13 protein-coding genes and 1 tRNA gene are annotated in these 17,915 nt (G+C 35.3%); 8 read left to right on the top strand and 6 right to left on the bottom strand.

Translation table 11 applies throughout. The features are described 5' to 3' along the window. Window positions 1-6 precede the first annotated feature (6 nt). The 8 genes from moaC (at window position 7) to ACHZAX_RS04900 (ending at window position 11,863) form a co-directional block, all read left to right on the top strand. Window positions 7-465, top strand: coding sequence for a cyclic pyranopterin monophosphate synthase MoaC (moaC, locus tag ACHZAX_RS04935; RefSeq protein ID WP_101311216.1), 459 nt, complete (start codon window positions 7-9; stop codon window positions 463-465). 12 nt (window positions 466-477) lie between these two features. Then, complete coding sequence (locus ACHZAX_RS04930; protein ID WP_320018254.1) at window positions 478-1,419, top strand: molybdenum cofactor synthesis domain-containing protein; 942 nt, start codon at window positions 478-480, stop codon at window positions 1,417-1,419. A 145-nt stretch (window positions 1,420-1,564) separates the two neighbouring features. Continuing rightward, a tRNA-Ser gene (locus tag ACHZAX_RS04925) sits at window positions 1,565-1,652 on the top strand. Between the two features lie 250 nt (window positions 1,653-1,902). After that, complete coding sequence (locus tag ACHZAX_RS04920) at window positions 1,903-3,114, top strand: site-specific integrase (RefSeq protein WP_320018253.1); 1,212 nt, start codon at window positions 1,903-1,905, stop codon at window positions 3,112-3,114. Window positions 3,115-4,215: 1,101 nt separating this feature from the next. Beyond that, complete coding sequence (locus tag ACHZAX_RS04915; protein ID WP_320018252.1) at window positions 4,216-4,671, top strand: T9SS type A sorting domain-containing protein; 456 nt, start codon at window positions 4,216-4,218, stop codon at window positions 4,669-4,671. Between the two features lie 116 nt (window positions 4,672-4,787). Further along, window positions 4,788-11,078, top strand: a complete 6,291-nt coding sequence (locus ACHZAX_RS04910) for an RHS repeat-associated core domain-containing protein (protein ID WP_320018251.1) — start codon at window positions 4,788-4,790, stop codon at window positions 11,076-11,078. Window positions 11,079-11,080: 2 nt separating this feature from the next. Next, on the top strand, window positions 11,081-11,476 hold the full coding sequence (locus tag ACHZAX_RS04905; RefSeq protein WP_320018250.1) for a WapI family immunity protein: 396 nt from the start codon (window positions 11,081-11,083) through the stop codon (window positions 11,474-11,476). 237 nt (window positions 11,477-11,713) lie between these two features. Continuing rightward, on the top strand, window positions 11,714-11,863 hold the full coding sequence (locus ACHZAX_RS04900; RefSeq protein ID WP_320018249.1) for a hypothetical protein: 150 nt from the start codon (window positions 11,714-11,716) through the stop codon (window positions 11,861-11,863). Between the two features lie 503 nt (window positions 11,864-12,366). Here the strand turns inward: ACHZAX_RS04900 and ACHZAX_RS04895 are convergent. The 6 genes from ACHZAX_RS04895 to uxuA form a co-directional block, all read right to left on the bottom strand. Beyond that, the gene (locus ACHZAX_RS04895) at window positions 12,367-13,530 is read right to left on the bottom strand and encodes a VapE domain-containing protein (RefSeq protein ID WP_320018248.1); all 1,164 of its coding nucleotides are present in this window, start codon (window positions 13,528-13,530) and stop codon (window positions 12,367-12,369) included. Further along, the gene (locus tag ACHZAX_RS04890; RefSeq protein WP_320018247.1) at window positions 13,527-13,910 is read right to left on the bottom strand and encodes a PriCT-2 domain-containing protein; all 384 of its coding nucleotides are present in this window, start codon (window positions 13,908-13,910) and stop codon (window positions 13,527-13,529) included. Before ACHZAX_RS04890 ends, ACHZAX_RS04895 begins: the two co-directional genes overlap by 4 nt. Then, a complete protein-coding gene (locus tag ACHZAX_RS04885) occupies window positions 13,903-14,499 on the bottom strand; it encodes a BT4734/BF3469 family protein (protein ID WP_320018246.1) in 597 nt (198 codons plus the stop codon). Before ACHZAX_RS04885 ends, ACHZAX_RS04890 begins: the two co-directional genes overlap by 8 nt. 132 nt (window positions 14,500-14,631) lie before the next feature. Continuing rightward, window positions 14,632-14,919, bottom strand: a complete 288-nt coding sequence (locus tag ACHZAX_RS04880; protein ID WP_394698215.1) for a helix-turn-helix domain-containing protein — start codon at window positions 14,917-14,919, stop codon at window positions 14,632-14,634. Window positions 14,920-15,086: 167 nt separating this feature from the next. Continuing rightward, the gene (locus ACHZAX_RS04875; RefSeq protein WP_320018245.1) at window positions 15,087-16,418 is read right to left on the bottom strand and encodes a hypothetical protein; all 1,332 of its coding nucleotides are present in this window, start codon (window positions 16,416-16,418) and stop codon (window positions 15,087-15,089) included. 282 nt (window positions 16,419-16,700) lie between these two features. Next, on the bottom strand, window positions 16,701-17,906 hold the full coding sequence (uxuA, locus tag ACHZAX_RS04870; protein WP_320018244.1) for a mannonate dehydratase: 1,206 nt from the start codon (window positions 17,904-17,906) through the stop codon (window positions 16,701-16,703). Window positions 17,907-17,915: the final 9 nt, after the last annotated feature.

Here is a 17,915-nt window from a genome sequence, read left to right as displayed (position 1 = left end):
TAATTTATGGGAGATTTTAGTCATATCGATAAGAATGGAAAAGCCAATATGGTTGATGTCGGACATAAAGCTCCGCAAATACGAGAAGCCAAAGCTGCTGGTATCATCCACTTAGAGGCTCGCACCATCGAATTAATAAAAGAAAATGCCCTTAAAAAAGGCGATGTATTAACTATTGCCGAAATAGCTGGTATTCAGGCGGCCAAACGTACCAGTGATTTGATTCCTCTCTGTCATACGCTTCAGATTACAAAGGCTGAAGTAAAGTGCAGTATTATTGAAAAGGGCGTTCAGGTAATTACCCGGGTAAAATGCATTGGACAAACAGGAGTGGAAATGGAAGCGTTAACCGCTGCCAGCATCGCTCTGCTAACCATTTACGATATGTGCAAAGCTGTTGATAAATCAATGGTATTAGGCGAAATTGAGCTTATAGAAAAAACAAAAACCAATTTGAAGCAATAAAACACGATAAACATGAGCACAAAAGAAGTATCAGTACTCTCTGTAAATATATCTGAAAAAAAAGGAGTGATCAAAAAGCCTGTTGATTCCATAGAATTGAATTCACTTGGTGTTGTAAATGATGCTCATTCGGGAAATTGGCACCGTCAGGTTAGCTTGCTGGCCAAAGAAAGTATCGACAAATTTTCGGTACAAGCCAAACGCAATATCAATTTTGGAGAATTTGCCGAGAATATCACCACCGAAGGACTTTTACTTCATCTGACTGCTCCGCTTGATCGTTTCCATATAGGTGACATGATTTTGGAAGTGACTCAAATTGGAAAAAAATGTCACGGTGACAATTGCAGTATTTTTCGCGAAATAGGAAACTGTGTAATGCCAAAAGAAGGCATTTTTTGCAGAGTTTTAAACGGAGGTAATTTAAAAGCCGGTGATGTTCTTTGCTATCATCCTAGAGTAATAAAAACAATGGTAATTACTCTTAGCGACAGAGCCAGCCGAGGTGAATATGCAGATAAAAGTGGTCCGTTACTGGAGAAAATGGCTGAAGAGTTTTTCAAATCTAAAAACCGCCATTATCAAATAGAAAAATTCATTATTCCTGATCAAGAATCTGATCTTACCAATTTACTGGAAAAAGCAAAAAAAGAGGACTTCGATCTTGTTTTCACCACAGGTGGTACCGGGATTGGACCAAATGACATTACGCCTGATGTAGTAAAAAAACACATCACAAAAGAAATAACCGGAATTATGGAATTGATTCGGGTAAAATATGGAATGGAAAAGCCAAATGCATTGGTTAGTCGCGGCATTGCAGGTGTTATGAATAAATCTCTAATTTATACCATGCCTGGCAGTCCAAAAGCCGTAAATGAATACTGCCCGGAGATTTTTAAGACGATTGAACACTCACTTTACATGATGAATGAGTTGGATATTCATGGGTAATTAAAAATAATTGAATTGAAGATCAAGCTATTTCAAATAAATTACTCTCTGAAGTAAAATAATGTTTGGCTGCAAGTATTTTTTATTCTACATTTGCACCCGTTATCACAAGAGATAGCAGAGCAATTAAAGCTCAAAATATATTGGAGAGATGGCAGAGTGGTCGAATGCGGTAGTCTTGAAAACTATTGTGCGGCAACGTACCGGGGGTTCGAATCCCTCTCTCTCCGCCATGCAGAAATGCAATAAAAAGAAAAGCCTTGTAAACTTAACGTTTACAAGGCTTTCTTCATTTAGCACCAAGGCAATAAAGCACCAAAAAGTACATTATAATGGTGTTTTGAAAGGTGTAGATTAGAATATTGAAAAACGCTACACCTTACAGAGGTGCTAATACACTGCAATACACCCTTTTGCTCTATCGAAAAATCACTCGTTTGCTAGTTTTGAAAATCGTTTTAAAACATTTAAAAACCAGTAAAAATGAGACAAACAACTTCAATTTTATTTTTTGCAAGAAAAACTACCAAACTGAAAAACGGAGAATCTCCAATCTTCGTAAGAATTACAATTGACGGTCAAAGATTAGACATATCTCTTAAAAGAAGTATTGATGCTAAGTTCTGGGATTCTAATAAAGGGAAATGTAAAGGCAATTCTCTTAAGGCAAAGGAAAACAATCGATACATTCAATATATGGATGAAAAACTCTTGAAAATCATTAATGATCTTGAAATTCAGGAAGAGCTTACTTGTAAAAATGTAAAAGCCAGCTTAAATCAGGAGAATGATGATTATAGCATTATAAGCATCTTTCAGAAACACAATGAAAGATGTGAAAAACGTATTGGGATAGATATGGCAGAAGGTACAGCAGAGCGGTATAAAACCTGTTTGAAACACGCTCAAGACTTCATAAAGCAACAATACAATTTAAAAGATTTACCGCTTACTAAAATCAACCATCAATTTATTAGCGATTTTGAACATTACTTTAGAACGATACGGAAATGTTCTACCAATACCACATTTAAATACCTTAAGAATTTTAAGAAAATAACGAATTGGGCTCTTGCAAACGAATGGATGAGATCAGATCCTTTTGCAAAGATCAAGTTTAAAATGGAGAAAGTAGATAAAGAGTTTTTAGATGATGAAGAATTGAAAAAATTGATGGAGAAAAGCTTCGAAATCAAACGTCTTGAAATTATTAAAGACCTCTACTTGTTTTGTTGCTTTACAGGATTGGCTTTTTCAGATGTAAAATCTCTTTGCCAAGAACACATTGTAAAAGGCATAGATGGTAATATATGGATAAAAAGTAAAAGACAAAAAACTAAAGTCGAATTTGAAATCCCGCTTTTTGAGATCCCCAAAGCCATTCTTGCTAAATACAAAGACGATCCTATTTGTAAGATTCAGCAAAAGCTATTGCCTGTACCCAGCAACCAAAAAATGAATGCCTATTTAAAGGAAATAGCAGACCTATGTGGCATCAATAAAAGCTTAAGTACACATTCAGCTCGACATACATTTGCAACAACTGTTACTTTGGGCAATAATCTAAACATTAAGGCTATTTCGAAGATGATGGGACATACCAATACCAGAATGACAGAAAACTATGCCAGAGCCAGCGAAAAGTTGATTTCAAACGAAATGAGTAAGATCGAAGGAATGTATCAATATGCGTAAAATCAACATAAAAATCCCCGAGCAACATTAATGTTGCTCGGTTGCAAATTATAAAGTAGTATTCCATGAAGTGTTTAAATGATTTAGATTGTAGCCTCAACAGAACTAATCACTTTTCTCATAACGCACTACCAAAAAACCTTGAAAATTCAACATTATTTGTCCACTTTAGTATTTTCAGTGATTACTTAGTTATTACTCAACCACATTATGCTATGAGTATTTACTAAAATACTCTTGGTTATATTGTCAGTTGATCCTATTACAGGATTTTTAACACACTCCATTTGATCAGAATTCAAGATCGCTATCTCAATAACGGGATAAGCTCAATAATGAGTGAAGAAACGATGTATTTCTATTCGTGAATAAAAAACCACATCGGTAGTTTAATACACAGATAACAAAACCTAATAATAGATTTATTATAAAGGGGCTGTAAAAAGTGATTATTACAGTCATATCTCACTTCTACCTGCTTCACTTATCCAATTATCCAGCAAGCAAAACAAATCTGTTTAGCGTAAATTTCACTTTCGTTTGAAAAATTAAACTAATCCTAAGAATAAATATCCATTTACCAAAATAGTTTAATGGATATAGTTATCGAGATACAAGGATAGTAAAAATAACAAGTTCAGCAATTGCGTATTCCTAAATTAACGTCAACTATTACTACTAAATCTTTAATTCTATTTCCTTTTTAAGAATAATATTTCTTCAAATTCTGAAATCACGGTAAAGAATAGCAATTTAAAAGATAAAATACATTGAAATTCGGATTGCCTTAATATTCACTACTGGCATGATTGGTCTAGGTGATAATATTAAATACTGGATTCATCATTAAAAACACACAGTTTACCATGAATAAGTCGGCGTTTATCTAGTAATTGAATGTTTAGGGTTACCTTTTGAATAAAATCAGAATTAACGTATAGATCATAGTAAAGTTTATGTGTTTAGTTTAATGAATGACATACAAGAAAAATAATTAGATAAAAACATTATCCTGAGAGAGCTCAACAATTGACATAAATTAATTTCAGAAAGATCAAGATAATTACATGTGATATTTACTAATTCCTTTAATTTATTTTTATGAAAAAACTCTTACTTACCTTTTGTGGTATCTTATTATGCTCCTTACTCACCTATTCACAAAATGGAATAGTCTATTCTTATGATGGGGCGGGTAATCGAATTGAGCGCAGAGTTATAACTCTAAAAACAACCTCCAAAACAGCTTTAAGTGGGGAAAACAGTCTAACAGAAATTGAGAAAGATGATGTTTTTGAGGAACAGCTTAATGAGAGAAAAATTACTATCTACCCAAATCCTACTAAAGGGAATGTTGGAATTGATATTTCCGGGGCTGATTTTAATACCAGTTGTCAAGCCCATCTATACAACCTGATGGGAAAGAAATTGATGCAGGTTCAAATTCATATGAATACTGTTAATCCTATTGACATGAATAATCTTCCAGCGGCAACTTATTTACTGATTTTAATTTTTGACAATGAGAAATTAACTTATAAAATTATAAAGCAATAACATTTACATATAAGACAAATCATAAGTTATTACAAATAGATCGTATTCTTAATGTGTAAGTTACCAATTAGTCGACAAACATTTTTTTCAGTGCCAAAAAATAAATATAAAATATGATGAAACGTATACTTTTTTTAATACTGATAACATACATAACCTATTGTGCCAAAGCTCAGGTTATAAATGATAATAACATTTCTGTTTATAAAGGTGTGTATGGTGTGAATCTTACTAACGATACTGTTCCTAAGGTAATACCACTTATAAATTTCCCCACTCCGGTAAAAGCCTTTGATGCTTCATCTAGCTTGTTAAATAAGTCTTTTATTTCTAGCAATTTACACACTCACATACCTAATCAGGTTAGTATTGATAAAAACAAAACTGTAGGCGAAATTCCAATTATAGAAGGGACAAGTCCAACGGGTGCCCGCACTTATACCATTCCTATTGATCTTGTATCAGGCAGGGAGGGTGCTCAACCACAGATAAACGTCACCTATATTAGTCAAGCAGGTAACGGGATTCTTGGCAAAGGATGGAGTTTAATTGGGTTATCAGCAATTACACGAGGTAATTTCAGTATTTATTTTGATGGTAAAACAACAAGTGCAGCAAATTCCATTAATGATCCATTCTATTTGGATGGTATGCGCTTAATCAAAACAAGCCAATCATCCAGTTCGGTATTTTATCAATCCGAACAGGGGAATATTATTGTAGAAGGAATCATTAGTGGCAGTAATATAAAATATTTCAAGGTTCGTTATCCAAATGGAGGAACGGCTGTCTTAGGGTATCCCTACCAATTAATTAACACAAATGTGTATCCGATTATTCAATACATGGATATACACAGCAACATTATAGATTACAACTACGATCATATTGGTAATCAATTTCGAATTAAGGATTTTGCGTATGGACGAAACTCTACGCAAGGTGGATCAAATTATGCATCTGTTCATTTTAACTATATTTCAAGAGATGACACTTCCTTTTCATGGCATATGGGTGTAAAATCAAGCTGTGATTATTTATTAAGCAGTATTATTTGCAAAGATAATTCAACTCCGATTAGGACTTATACATTTTCTTATACTGGCTTAAATCAAAAATTACTTGATAAAATCAATTGTAATATAAATGGGAGTGAATTGAATCCACTCAAATTTTATTATGGTGAAGATGATCAAATACAAGCAATTAACAAATTAACGACTGACCTTGGGTCATGGTTTGCGAATACAACAGTAAGTAATTTAGCAATAAAAAAAGGGAAGTTTTCTGCATGGAGTGAAGATGATGGATTGATTGTATATCCTCCTAAAACGCCTTATTATGAATACTACAAGCATAGTACATGGGTTTCTCACTCAGTAAAGAAGTACATGAACTTAATGAGCCCAGATCAGGATATTCTAGTTTATCATGGTTTAGGGGATGCATTTTGTTTTCCTCAAAAGACAAAAACAGAAGCGGGTTTTATTGATATGTTTGCGGCGGATATTGATGGTGTCGCAGATGAAGAAGTAGTTAAAGTTAATTTGAATCTTAATGGGTCAAAAGATAAGGTTGATTTTCGTTTATACAAACCCCTTGCCTCAGCCGGAGGTTTGGTATTATGGAAAACTAAATCATTTGAAACAGCTACGACATTAGATTGGCAAGGAACTAAGAGTGTTCACCCAAAATTTTTCTATTCAGGAGATTTTAATGGTGATGGCAGACATGAGGTATTTGCCGTTTCCTGCAATCAGCCTTTGGGAAAAACTGATATCCATTCAAGATGCTATTTATACGATCTTCATAATGGTATACAGCGGTTCGACGGACAAGTTTTCGATTACAATGTTGATTTTTCTACGTCAGACAATAATGATATCATCATACCATTTGATTACGATTCAGATGGGAAAACTGATATTGGATTAATAAATGCTTCTGGTCTTCACATCTACACATTTAATATAAATGGATCTTCTTATAGTATGTCAAAGGTGGCAACTTATTCCGGAATAACGCGATCGGTGATAAAAAATAAAAAGTTCTTATTAGGAGATTTTAATGCTGACGGAAAAGTAGACTTTATTGTATCCCCTACTGAATCATATACAAGTTCCAATTACATTCAGATGCCCGTTAATGCTCCACACAGATGTCCGAGCTGTAAAGGACTGGATCCGGTTGCTCCAGGAACCCCATTCACCGAATTTAGATACAACTGCAGATATTGTAATCAAAGAATAACCCCCAGTGACAGATGCTACGATTGTGACCGGATTTTAGAGTTTAATGGAGGTGGGGAATTACTGCGATCTGCAGAACTGCAACCCAAAATAGCACCTATTGAGCTTGAAGGAGGAATACAGTGTCCTGTTCATGGTTCCACTGTTCTTGTTTCTCGACCCAATTATGTTGATAATGGGAAAAGATGGACTATTCACTATGGGAAAGGAAACGGTTACTTTGAAACCAAAGTTGTTGATGTTAAAAACAATGATCGGGATGATACTTATGTCCTGCAAGATATGAACGGTGATGGAACAACAGATTTAGTATGTGCTACTAAATCAGGAAACGTCTCAATTTATCCGGCTAGAAAAGGGAGTTTGTCAACTGAAAAATTATCAGGAGCGGTAAATGTAGGAAGCGATACCTACTTAGTACCCTCTATTATTGCCAATGGTAATTATCATAGTCAAATTTTAGCTTTGAATAACAATAAAATACATAAGCTGCGATACACAATTAATGAAACCGGACAACAATTATTAACAGGAGTGGTTAATAGCTTTGGCATTGTTTCCAAAACCAGGTATGAGCTGATGAATTCAGGTGATTATGGGCTCTATTCTGAATCTTATGGTTCAACCTTCCCTTATCAAAAATTTTGTGGGCCTATTTACCTCACTGCAGAAATTCAAACTTGGTTAAATAATACAAAGCGGGCACACCAAACATTTAGTTATTACAATGCGTTAATTCACATGCATGGGCTTGGATTTAGGGGCTTTGAGCGAATTAGTACCAATGATGAAATACGAAATCAAACCTCAATCAATTACTACGATCCATTAAAATTTGGTATTCTAACTAAGCAAGAAAGTCCACTTGCTACAATTACTAATCAGTATTACGTTAGCGTTGTAGGCAATAAAATTGCCAAAATCAATTTGGATAAAAAAACTACTATTGATAAATTGAAAAGCAACACTCTTACCTCAACATATACTTACGATTCTTATGGAAGTCCTACAAGCGAAACTCTAAATTATGGTAGTGGGTTAAGTACTACAACAAATATTACCTATTCCAACACAAATTCTTCTGGCATATATTTATTGGGATTACCTTTAACAAAAACAGTTAGTGAAACAGCTAATGGAAACACTTTTACCTCGAAAAGTGAATGGTCTTATTCTGGTTATCGTCCTATAAATACTAAAACGTATGCTAATAATAATATAGCGAGTGATATTACATACGAATATGATGGTTTTGGAAATATAACTAAGAAGAAGGAGAAAGCGTTTTCTTCCTCAAAACTATTTACCACAAGCTTTAAGTATGATGCCAATTCTCGATACCTTACTGAGTCAACCAATTTCATGAATCAAAAAACGACTTTTGTAAGAGATGCTTTAGGGCAAGTTACCAGTGAAACTAATTTTAAGAGCAAGACAATTAACTATACCTACGATAAGCTGGGTAGACAAACACAGGTAGCTTTACCCGATGGTGAGATAAACAATTATTCCTATTCATGGGATTCCAATGATGGGGATTATTTACACAAACTAACAACTAGCTCTAATGTTTCTCCTTCAACTACAGAACATTTTGATGCTTACGGCAGAAGCTTAAGAAGAGGAGTTATTGGTTTAAATGGGGGTTGGACATATACCGATAACGAATACGACAGTAAAGGCCAAGTGAGTAAACAATCCGTCCCTTATGTGGCTGGAGGTAGCAAACTTTGGAATATTTATGCTTACGACTTGTACGGTCGGCCAACATCAGTAACTGAAGCCAGCGGATCTGTTACTTCTTACAGTTATAGTGGTAATAGTGTAACAACAAGTAAAGCTGGGCGCACAAGTACAAAAACAAGTAATGCTCGCGGCGATATGGTAAGTTCCTCCGACCCCGGAGGAACCATCATATATAATATCAGAGGAGATGGACAGCCGGTTTCAATTATCGCACCTGGTGGGATTCAAACGAGTTTTGAATATGATGCCTATGGACGAAAAACAAAGATGATTGACCCAAGTGGCGGTACGGTTCAGTATCAATACGATGCCGATGGGAACATTAACAAAGTAATTGACGGTAACAACAAAACCATCTCAAGTACTTATAACCAATACAACCGCCTCAAGCAAAAAGTTTCTCCTGAGTTTACAAGCACATACATTTACAATTCTGATGGACTTTTATCATCAAGCAGTAGTAGCAATGGCACAAGTATAAGCTATACCTACAACAGCCTCCTGCAATTAACTGCTAAAACAGAAATTATAGATGGCAACAGCTACACAGAAACCTATGTCTATCAGAATGGTCGTTTAAGCAGTACAACTTATGCCCCTTTAAATTATACTGTTAATTACGACTACAACACCAATAATCATCTTGCTTCTTTAATACATGACGGTACTGCTTTATGGACAGTGAATACTCAGGATGTATTTGGTAATTTAACCAAACAAACTTTAGGAAATGGAGTTGTTGTAACAAACAACTACAACACCTATGGAATGCCAACAGAAATAAAATCAGTAAAAGGAGGCAGTGTATTACAACATTTTGGTTACGATTTTAATACTACAACAGGAAACTTAAGAAGCAGAAGCGATCAAAAAAGAAATCTGGCTGAATCTTTCGATTACGATAATTTAGATCGACTAACAAAATGTACCGCACTTGGAGCTGCAAAGTCGGTAAACTACCTAAGTAATGGAAATATTGCCAGTACAAGCGAATTGGGCACATACACCTACGGAGTATCCAATAAACCTTATGCTGTTAGTGGTGTTGAAAATACCAGTGGAATTGTTCCTGATGCTACTCAAAACATTACCTATACAAGCTTTAAACGTCCTTCTCAAATTAGCGAAGGATCTGTTTCGGTAAATTACAAGTACAATGATGCCTATTATCGTGCGAAGACTTCGACTTCGAACAATGGCTCCAACAGCACAAAATATTCCTTTGCCGAAGGAAAATACGAAAAGGAGATTAAAGCCGGCATAACAACGGAAAGATTATACATTGGAGGTTCGCCCTACAGAGCTCCTGTTGTAATCGAGAAGAGAGGGACTACACTTACAACGCTTTATATTCATCGTGACCATTTGGGAAGCATCACTCACATTACCAATCAAAATGGAAACTTAGAGGCTGAATATAGTTATACTGCCTGGGGGCGATTACGAAATCCAACCAATTGGCAAACTTATGGACAGGGACAAGAACCTACATTAAGGCTTGACAGAGGATATACTGGGCATGAACATTTACTGGCATTTGGTTTAATTAACATGAATGGGCGTGTATATGATCCTCTTTTAAAACGTTTCCTTAGTCCGGATAACTACGTCCAACTGTATGATTTTACTCAAAATTTTAATAGATTTGGTTATTGCCTGAATAACCCGCTTATCTATACTGACCCTGACGGAGAATTTATAGTAACAGCATTCTTGATAGGGCTGGCAGTTTCAGCTGTAATTGATTATGGAATTCAGGTAGCAATGAATTATGCCAATGGCTATAGTGGAAAGGATGCATGGTTTAATAAGGTTGACTTTTTTGACGTAGCAGTATCTGGAGCGATTGGAGGGCTCACCGCTGGATGGGGAGCTTCCATAAAAGCTGGTGAAACGGTTGGTAAGGTAGGCATGTTCATGGTTAATAATGCTAAGTATGTGACGGCTGGTGAAGTTTTATTAACGTCGGCAGTCGATATAACAGGTGAAGGTTGGCAAGATGTTTCGTTTGACCAATTTGGGCAAAGGGCAGTTACCGGGCTTGCAACAATGTATGCATCTGATATAATATCAGAACGCTGGAAAGCAAATAGAACAAGTATTGAGCAAAGAGTTGATAATGCAATAAATGATGCAACTGATGCATCAAATCCTATTGGAAGAAGAGGAAACCCTATTGATATTGCGGGTGGAACAAATTTACCAACAACAATTAATGGGAGAAATTATTCTGGTCATGCTCTTGATCGAATGCAAGGAAGGGGGATTATGCCTTCCGTTATTGAAGAAGCAATAAAAAATCCATTACGAATTGTACGTGGAAACAAGCTTAATACATGGCAATTTTTTGGAGATGGTTTGAAAGTGATTATAAATCAGTATGGAGATGTAATAACAGTAATTCCGCAATAATTATGAATATAAAAGGAGACTTGGGTAATATTAACCTTGAACTCATACAAGGAAATAGTACTGATGAATATCAGTGGTTAATAGTGTTTATTGATGCGAAGTTAAGAGGGTTTACAGCTTCTTATAATATATCAATAGAGTTAGAAAGTTTTACTTCTTTTCTAGAAACATTAAAAAAATGGTCAATAGACAATACGCAGGAGATTGCTTTTACCACTCTTGAAGATTCCCTTACTCTTAACGGAAAATATGATGATTTGGGAAAAATACAATGGAGAGGGAAGCTACAATATCCTATTGGTGACGGGAACATATTAGACTTCAAAATGGAAACAGATGTTGTTCATGTTGAGAGCTTAATTAATGAATTAGAATTTGAACTAAGCAACCTACTCTAAATTAGGTTGACTAATTTGGGATTAAAGAGATATTACAACTTCAATGGCTTTCTAAAGCCATTGAAGTTTCTTTTTTAATGTATTTGAACTTTGAATTGAAAATAATGAAGTTGCTACATTTGAATGGACAGTGATTGGAACTACTACATTTGACTGGACAATGAGTTAAGCCCCTATCTTTAGACATATAAATAAAAGAAAAAGAACAGTTTACGACAGGGAATCAAAACCTGCTCAATGAGCAATAATAAAGGGGTTTTAAGCAGGGCTTATCCCGGTCTTAGCCCGGTTTCTTACCTAGATAAACTGATCACCCAGACAGAAAAACAAATTAATATAGTGGAAACTCCCATTTTACCAGTAAAATCAGTCAATACAGAGTATTAAAACCTAATCAGTAAGCAATGGTAAAGGGGTTTTAAGCAGGGTTTATCCCGGTCTTAACCCGGTTATTTATCTAGATAACCAGATCATCCAGATAGCAAAACAAATTATCTTAATGGAAACTCCCATTTTACTAGTAAAATCAGTCAATACAGAGAATAAAAACCTAATCAATAAGCAATAATAAAGGTGTTTTAAGCAGGGCTTATCCCGGTCTTAGCCCGGTTATTTATCTAGATAACCTGATCATCCATATTCTCAAATTTAAGAAAAATCGTGTTTTCTTCCTACCCTCTTACCCAACCTCCACAACTCACTCATTTGCAAAGCTTCTGACAGGGTAAGATAAATTCACTCTTCTTACCCAAAAATCCATTTTTGAGAAAACTGCAAGAATTCTCTTACCCAAGGGTAAGAGGAAAAACCACACCTTACCCGAAGTAAAACCCTGAATACTTATCGTTTAAGTAGTCAGGGTAAGAGGGTAAGAAGAAAACCTGAAAAAACTAAATTTTTGAATCCAGATAATAACCATAAACTCCATTTAGTTTCTTCTTGGGAATATCAATCTGTTTTAAAGCTTTACCAATTTTCACAACATTCAGATAGTTAATATTCAACATCTGGCTAAGTTTCGTCTTGATATCGGTTGCCGTCCGAAACGAATTAGGATCTTCTGTTTCATCATGACTAAAATGTTTTTGAATTAACTGTCTTTCTTCTGATAAGATTTGAAATGCCTGATTCCTCTTCTCATTCTCGTTGATCTCATCCAATGACAAATTACAATCAAACTTGGTTTTCACAAGATGAAATGCCTGAGCATAGACCAAATCAATATCAATCTTCTTTGAATACTCCCAATCAATTTTTTCAATCTCAAAACACAGCCAGCGAACAGATCCTGTTTCATCCATTAAAAACTCCATTTCATTGGTGGAACCAATAAAACTGCATCTTCTGGGAATAACGGAAGCCTTTCGTTCATAGGGTAACCTGTCGTTGATCTTCTCCTTTGAAAAAAGTGCCTTCAGACTATTGATATCTCTTCGTGAAAGTGTTGCCAATTCATCGAGATTGATCAGGATATTTGTTGCCAGAGCAATACGGCTGTCTTTATCAATCGATATATTCTCGGAGATATAATCACCCAAAGTTGGCGGACATAGAGACCTACAGAAAGTTGATTTCCCGCTGTTCTGCTTATCGTGAACAAATATTAAAGCTTGCTTGTTAAAAAATCTAGGATCAATTGCTGTTTTGATAACCCGAACCATCCACTTGCGAAAATGTAATTCAAAAGAATTTTGATCCTTGGTGTAAACATAGGAAGCTAGATTTCCGATATGATCAATCCCATCCCACTCCGGAAGATTGGAAAAATAACTTTCGAATGGGTTGTAATCGGGTACATAATCAGATTTTAAAAGAGCCAAAAGGTTTGCAATACTAATATTGATACCTTCTTTCTGCAATTCTATATAAAGTGAATTTTCACATAGTATCCCCCATTTAGAAGCATCTTTGGTTCTAATCTCTATGTCCAGACTTATAATGTTATTTCTAAGCAAATAGCGTTCATTCAGATATTCTTCAGTTAAGCTGAACTTATTTGCAATTGTTTTCTTAGGAGCGATTTTACTCACTTTCTCAGTATTTTCAGTTGTCATATCCTGTTTTTTATCAGTACACCATTTGTTTTAGCGATCCAAAAAAGAGTTGCCAATGTAATTCCTCCACCCCTGCGCTTCAAACAATTTGTATATTGTTTATCGCATTTGCTAGAACTATAATCAGGATTAAAACGACTTAATCGATGAAAATAATTTCGCCCTGATTCCCCTAAAGATTCAGCAAGACTAAACCCAATATTTCTCCAATTTTCATAGCCTTGAGTAATGTCTATGCTGCATGACTCAACCTTTGCAACCAATTGTTCAACATTTGCCAACGAGTCACCAACAACCGTAGTTGTTGGTGCTTTATATTTGACTTTTTGTGGTTTACTGTTCGCTTCTAACCACGCATGTGGATTAAATACCTTACTCATAACTCAAATAGTTAGGGTTTATATAAACTTGAGGGTCATAAGGCAAAAAGCATGCACGTGCAACGTCCTTTCCTGAAGCATCAACTTCGAGTTGATAAGTTTGTTTCAAGTAATTAGCTACTGCCTTAAAATAGCTCTTGTGATCAATCAAACTGATATCGATAGCAATCACCCATTTTAAACCATCACCTGATGGAGAACGGAACAAAAGAGCCGTTTCCAAGCTCTCATCTGCCAGTAGCATATTTTTAACTCCATCAACATCTGCCAAGTGATCAAAGTCTAATACCATCAAGCCTGAATGATATTGAAAATGTTTCTCACTTCTTTTAGTAAACTCTCCAGAAAAACAGACATAGTTGAATTGGCTTGCTTTAAAAGTTCTGGCTTCTTCAATATCTTTGATTTGTCGTAAAGTCTGAGTTCGTTCAACATTCCAATGTCCTTTTATTAGGATATAAGCATCAAGAACAGTTATTGTCCTGTATGGCTTGGTATTAGATATTGGTTTTTTGAAGAAACTAAACTCAGGGATCTTTATCTTGTTATCTGGATAACCATTTATTTTATCACTTAAATTTGGTGTCATATCATTTCATTTTTTAGAAAAATAAGGGCATAGTTATCCTGTTTGCAAAGTGTTACCACTTCACAGCATATATATTCTATGCCATACAATCCGATTGTTTTAAAGGAAAAAAAGATTCCTTTTAAGAAAGGTTTACTTAAAAGATCTCACGTAATGTTTGTTCAAATGAGTTTCAATATCCGAGCTCTTGTAGTATATTTTTGAACCAATTTGAGAAAAGGCTAAAGTACCGTTATCTCGATAAGTTTGAAGCGTTCGTTTGCTGATAAGAAGTGTTTGACAAACTTCCTGATTGTCGAGCCAACGTTCTTCCAATGGATAAAAGTGTTTTCTACTTAATTTTTCTACAGCTTCTTCCATGCTTCTTAATTGCGAGTTTATCTTTAGAAAAGCATCACTGCTCATTGTTACTACTTCCATAATATTGAAATTTAGAGTTAATTAATAAAAATCAAATCTATCTGGCGCCGGTAGATCGTTTCGGAAGCAAACATAGGCAGGACAAAGCAAAAAAAAGGGTTGCAACCAACTTGTACAACCCTCAGTAAGCTCACTGATTATCTGCATGATAAACCAATGTGTTTTTTCTAGTATTTATTCAACAATTGACGCAAACGAACCAATTTAGTCTCCCAAAATTCAATCGCTTCATTTTGCGGACTATCAAAATTATTCTTTACCGATTTATAACTTATATCATCTTTTTGCTTTGATGAAAAACTTGATGCTATTTGCTTGGATAGTTTTGTGATATTATTAGTCTCCAAGATATTTTCATCGCTAAGCAATCGGAAAAACAAAGCCATTTGTGACACAGTTAAATTGGACTTAATCTTTCCAAAACCGTTCGAACTGCCCGTATTATCAAGTAAATCTCTATCATATTTCACCAATTTGTTATCAACAAAGGCAATCAACTTATCCAATGTATTATCAACCAAAGTCATGATATTAGATAAATGCAAATGGCGATACGAAGGACTATCTTTCAAGGTAAAAAGCCTTTTTTTGAAAGCTATCAAAACCTCAAATCGCTCTTTCTCATTTTTACCAGATAACGCAATATTAAGGAGCTCAACACTATAATCAAAAGTCTCTGCTGGAGTAATATTTGTCTCGATTAAAAAATTGAGTACCTCCTCTTCCCGAACAAAGTTATCTGTAGTCTCTAACAAACCATCTAACACTTTTAAGTTTTTTTGAAAGAACAAATAAGTTCTATTAGAATCATACATCTCAACACGCATGTGAGACTTAACTACTCTTACAAAGTCTTGAAATGACATAGAATTCTTTCCTATATCATCTTTTTCAATTTCTTCATCCTTTGGTTCACTTTGGACATCAGAAAGCGAATTAAGAGGAGAATCAGCATATTCGCCAGCTTCAAATGTTACGCTATCGAAAAGCACGTAATCATTTCCAAGCGAAAAACGTTTAAATAATTCTTTACGCCATATCTCCACTTGTGTCTCATTAATTTGCTTATATCTTAAAATTAAACTTTCATCATCTAAAATATCATCAAGAGACACATACAACTTAACAGTAATAAACTTCAACAAGCCTACAATCCCCTGATAAGCGACAAGAAGATTTGAGTAGTCGTCATAGTTATCATCATCATCCCTTATTTGGAGAATCACTAAATCTTCGAGAGCAAATTTTAGATGAGATTCAATTTTTGTTTTAAAATTCAACAGTCTCCTCGCCCTAAATTCAAACATAGATTGAACCGCTTCACGGGATTTACCTTGTCCTGCAATGTCAAAGTATAATTTTTTGATCGTATCAAACTCGTATGCTAACTTTTCACTTATATCTTTATTTAGAAAAACTATATGAATTTCATCTTCATTCTCAATTTTTTCATAAGTGTCGTAAAACAACCTCTCCAGATACTCAAATTCATCTCTCATGCTTGGTGCTCTAATTTATATTCTGAGCGCAAAACTAATAAAATGCAGTGCATTCTGAACATTTTTTATATCTTTGAATCACTCGCAAACGAGGACATTTTGATAAAAAGCAAAGCAATCAGGTAGTTACATAATTCGGTGTAGTGAAAAATTGTTTACAAGGCTAAAGCATTGTATTACAGCATACGAGACAGGGATAGTTCAAGATCCTCTCTCTCCGCAATTTAGGAATCATCCTAAACTAAAAGACTGTAAATCAATTGATTTACAGTCTTTTTTTATCTACTCTATAAATGATTCAATTCCTGTCATTAAACCATCTAACTCAGCCAAGCCCTTTAACCTACCAATTAATGGATAACCAGGATTGTACTGATGTTCGTAATCTGAAAGTATTTTTATTCCGTGATCGGGACGAACCGGCATGCGCACATCTTCCCGTCCTTCGGCTATCCGGCGTTTCTGCTCTTTTAATAAAGCACTAATTATTTTCACCATATTCTGGCTTCCCGAAATATGGCCTGACTCATAAAAGCTGCCATCTTCAAGCATTTGAGTATTACGCAAATGAACAAAATGAATGCGTTCTGAAAACCTCTCAATAATATGTGGTAAATCGTTTTCTCTGCGTGCTGACAAAGATCCGGCACAAAAAGTGATCCCATTATTTACTGATTTATTTGCTTCAAAAAGCCACTCGTAATCCTCCTCTTGCCCGATAATTCGAGGAAGACCCAAAACAGGAAATGGAGGATCATCAGGATGAATAGCAAATCGCACTCCTACTTCCTTAGCTACAGGGATAACGTCATCCAGAAACATCTTCAAATTACTGCGCATCGAATTTTTATCATGTCCTCGATACTTCTCAATAAACTGCAGAAAAAGTGCTTTTGGATCCGTTACAGAACCATCAATCAAACCATCAATAAACCCTTGAGTAACTACAATAATGTTGTAAGCAAGCTCTTCGGCCTCCTCTTCCGACATTGATTCGTATGCCTTAGTTGCAGCTTCCACAATCTCTTGTGGATAATCCTTCACTGCATCGGGTCTTTTTAGGATGTAGATATCAAAAGCTACAAAAGTGGGGAAATCAAAATACATGGATTCACCACCATTGGCCAGCTTGTAATGAAGATTAGTCCGGGCCCAATCGAGCACCGGCATGAAATTATAACAGATCGTATCAATTCCACACCCGCCCAAATTCCGAACAGATTGCTTATAATTTTCAATTAAACGGGGATAATCCTCCGAATGCAGTTTTATCCCTTCGGATACAGGTAAACTCTCTACCACACTCCATCGCATTCCTTTGGATTCTATCAATTCCTTCACTTTAAGAATCTCAGCTCTTTCCCAAATTTCCCCGTTGGGGATGTGATGTAAAGCTGTAATTACACCTTCAACCCCCATCTGAACCAACATATCCAACGTAATTAGATCTTTAACACCAAACCAACGCCAAGTTTTTTCTAATGCCATAATCTACGA

The organism is Labilibaculum manganireducens (genome assembly GCF_963665805.2).
GTDB classification, from domain to species: domain Bacteria; phylum Bacteroidota; class Bacteroidia; order Bacteroidales; family Marinifilaceae; genus Labilibaculum; species Labilibaculum manganireducens.
Note: the sequence above shows the minus strand (reverse complement) of the source record. Positions and strands in the feature narration are given on the sequence as shown.

Coding starts and splice junctions, on each gene's coding strand:
- moaC (WP_101311216.1), top strand. CDS start 7: ATGGGAGATTTTAGTCATATCGATAAGAATGGAAAAGCCAATATGGTT.
- ACHZAX_RS04930 (WP_320018254.1), top strand. CDS start 478: ATGAGCACAAAAGAAGTATCAGTACTCTCTGTAAATATATCTGAAAAA.
- ACHZAX_RS04920 (WP_320018253.1), top strand. CDS start 1,903: ATGAGACAAACAACTTCAATTTTATTTTTTGCAAGAAAAACTACCAAA.
- ACHZAX_RS04915 (WP_320018252.1), top strand. CDS start 4,216: ATGAAAAAACTCTTACTTACCTTTTGTGGTATCTTATTATGCTCCTTA.
- ACHZAX_RS04910 (WP_320018251.1), top strand. CDS start 4,788: ATGAAACGTATACTTTTTTTAATACTGATAACATACATAACCTATTGT.
- ACHZAX_RS04905 (WP_320018250.1), top strand. CDS start 11,081: ATGAATATAAAAGGAGACTTGGGTAATATTAACCTTGAACTCATACAA.
- ACHZAX_RS04900 (WP_320018249.1), top strand. CDS start 11,714: ATGAGCAATAATAAAGGGGTTTTAAGCAGGGCTTATCCCGGTCTTAGC.
- ACHZAX_RS04895 (WP_320018248.1), bottom strand. CDS start 13,530: ATGACAACTGAAAATACTGAGAAAGTGAGTAAAATCGCTCCTAAGAAA.
- ACHZAX_RS04890 (WP_320018247.1), bottom strand. CDS start 13,910: ATGAGTAAGGTATTTAATCCACATGCGTGGTTAGAAGCGAACAGTAAA.
- ACHZAX_RS04885 (WP_320018246.1), bottom strand. CDS start 14,499: ATGACACCAAATTTAAGTGATAAAATAAATGGTTATCCAGATAACAAG.
- ACHZAX_RS04880 (WP_394698215.1), bottom strand. CDS start 14,919: ATGGAAGTAGTAACAATGAGCAGTGATGCTTTTCTAAAGATAAACTCG.
- ACHZAX_RS04875 (WP_320018245.1), bottom strand. CDS start 16,418: ATGAGAGATGAATTTGAGTATCTGGAGAGGTTGTTTTACGACACTTAT.
- uxuA (WP_320018244.1), bottom strand. CDS start 17,906: ATGGCATTAGAAAAAACTTGGCGTTGGTTTGGTGTTAAAGATCTAATT.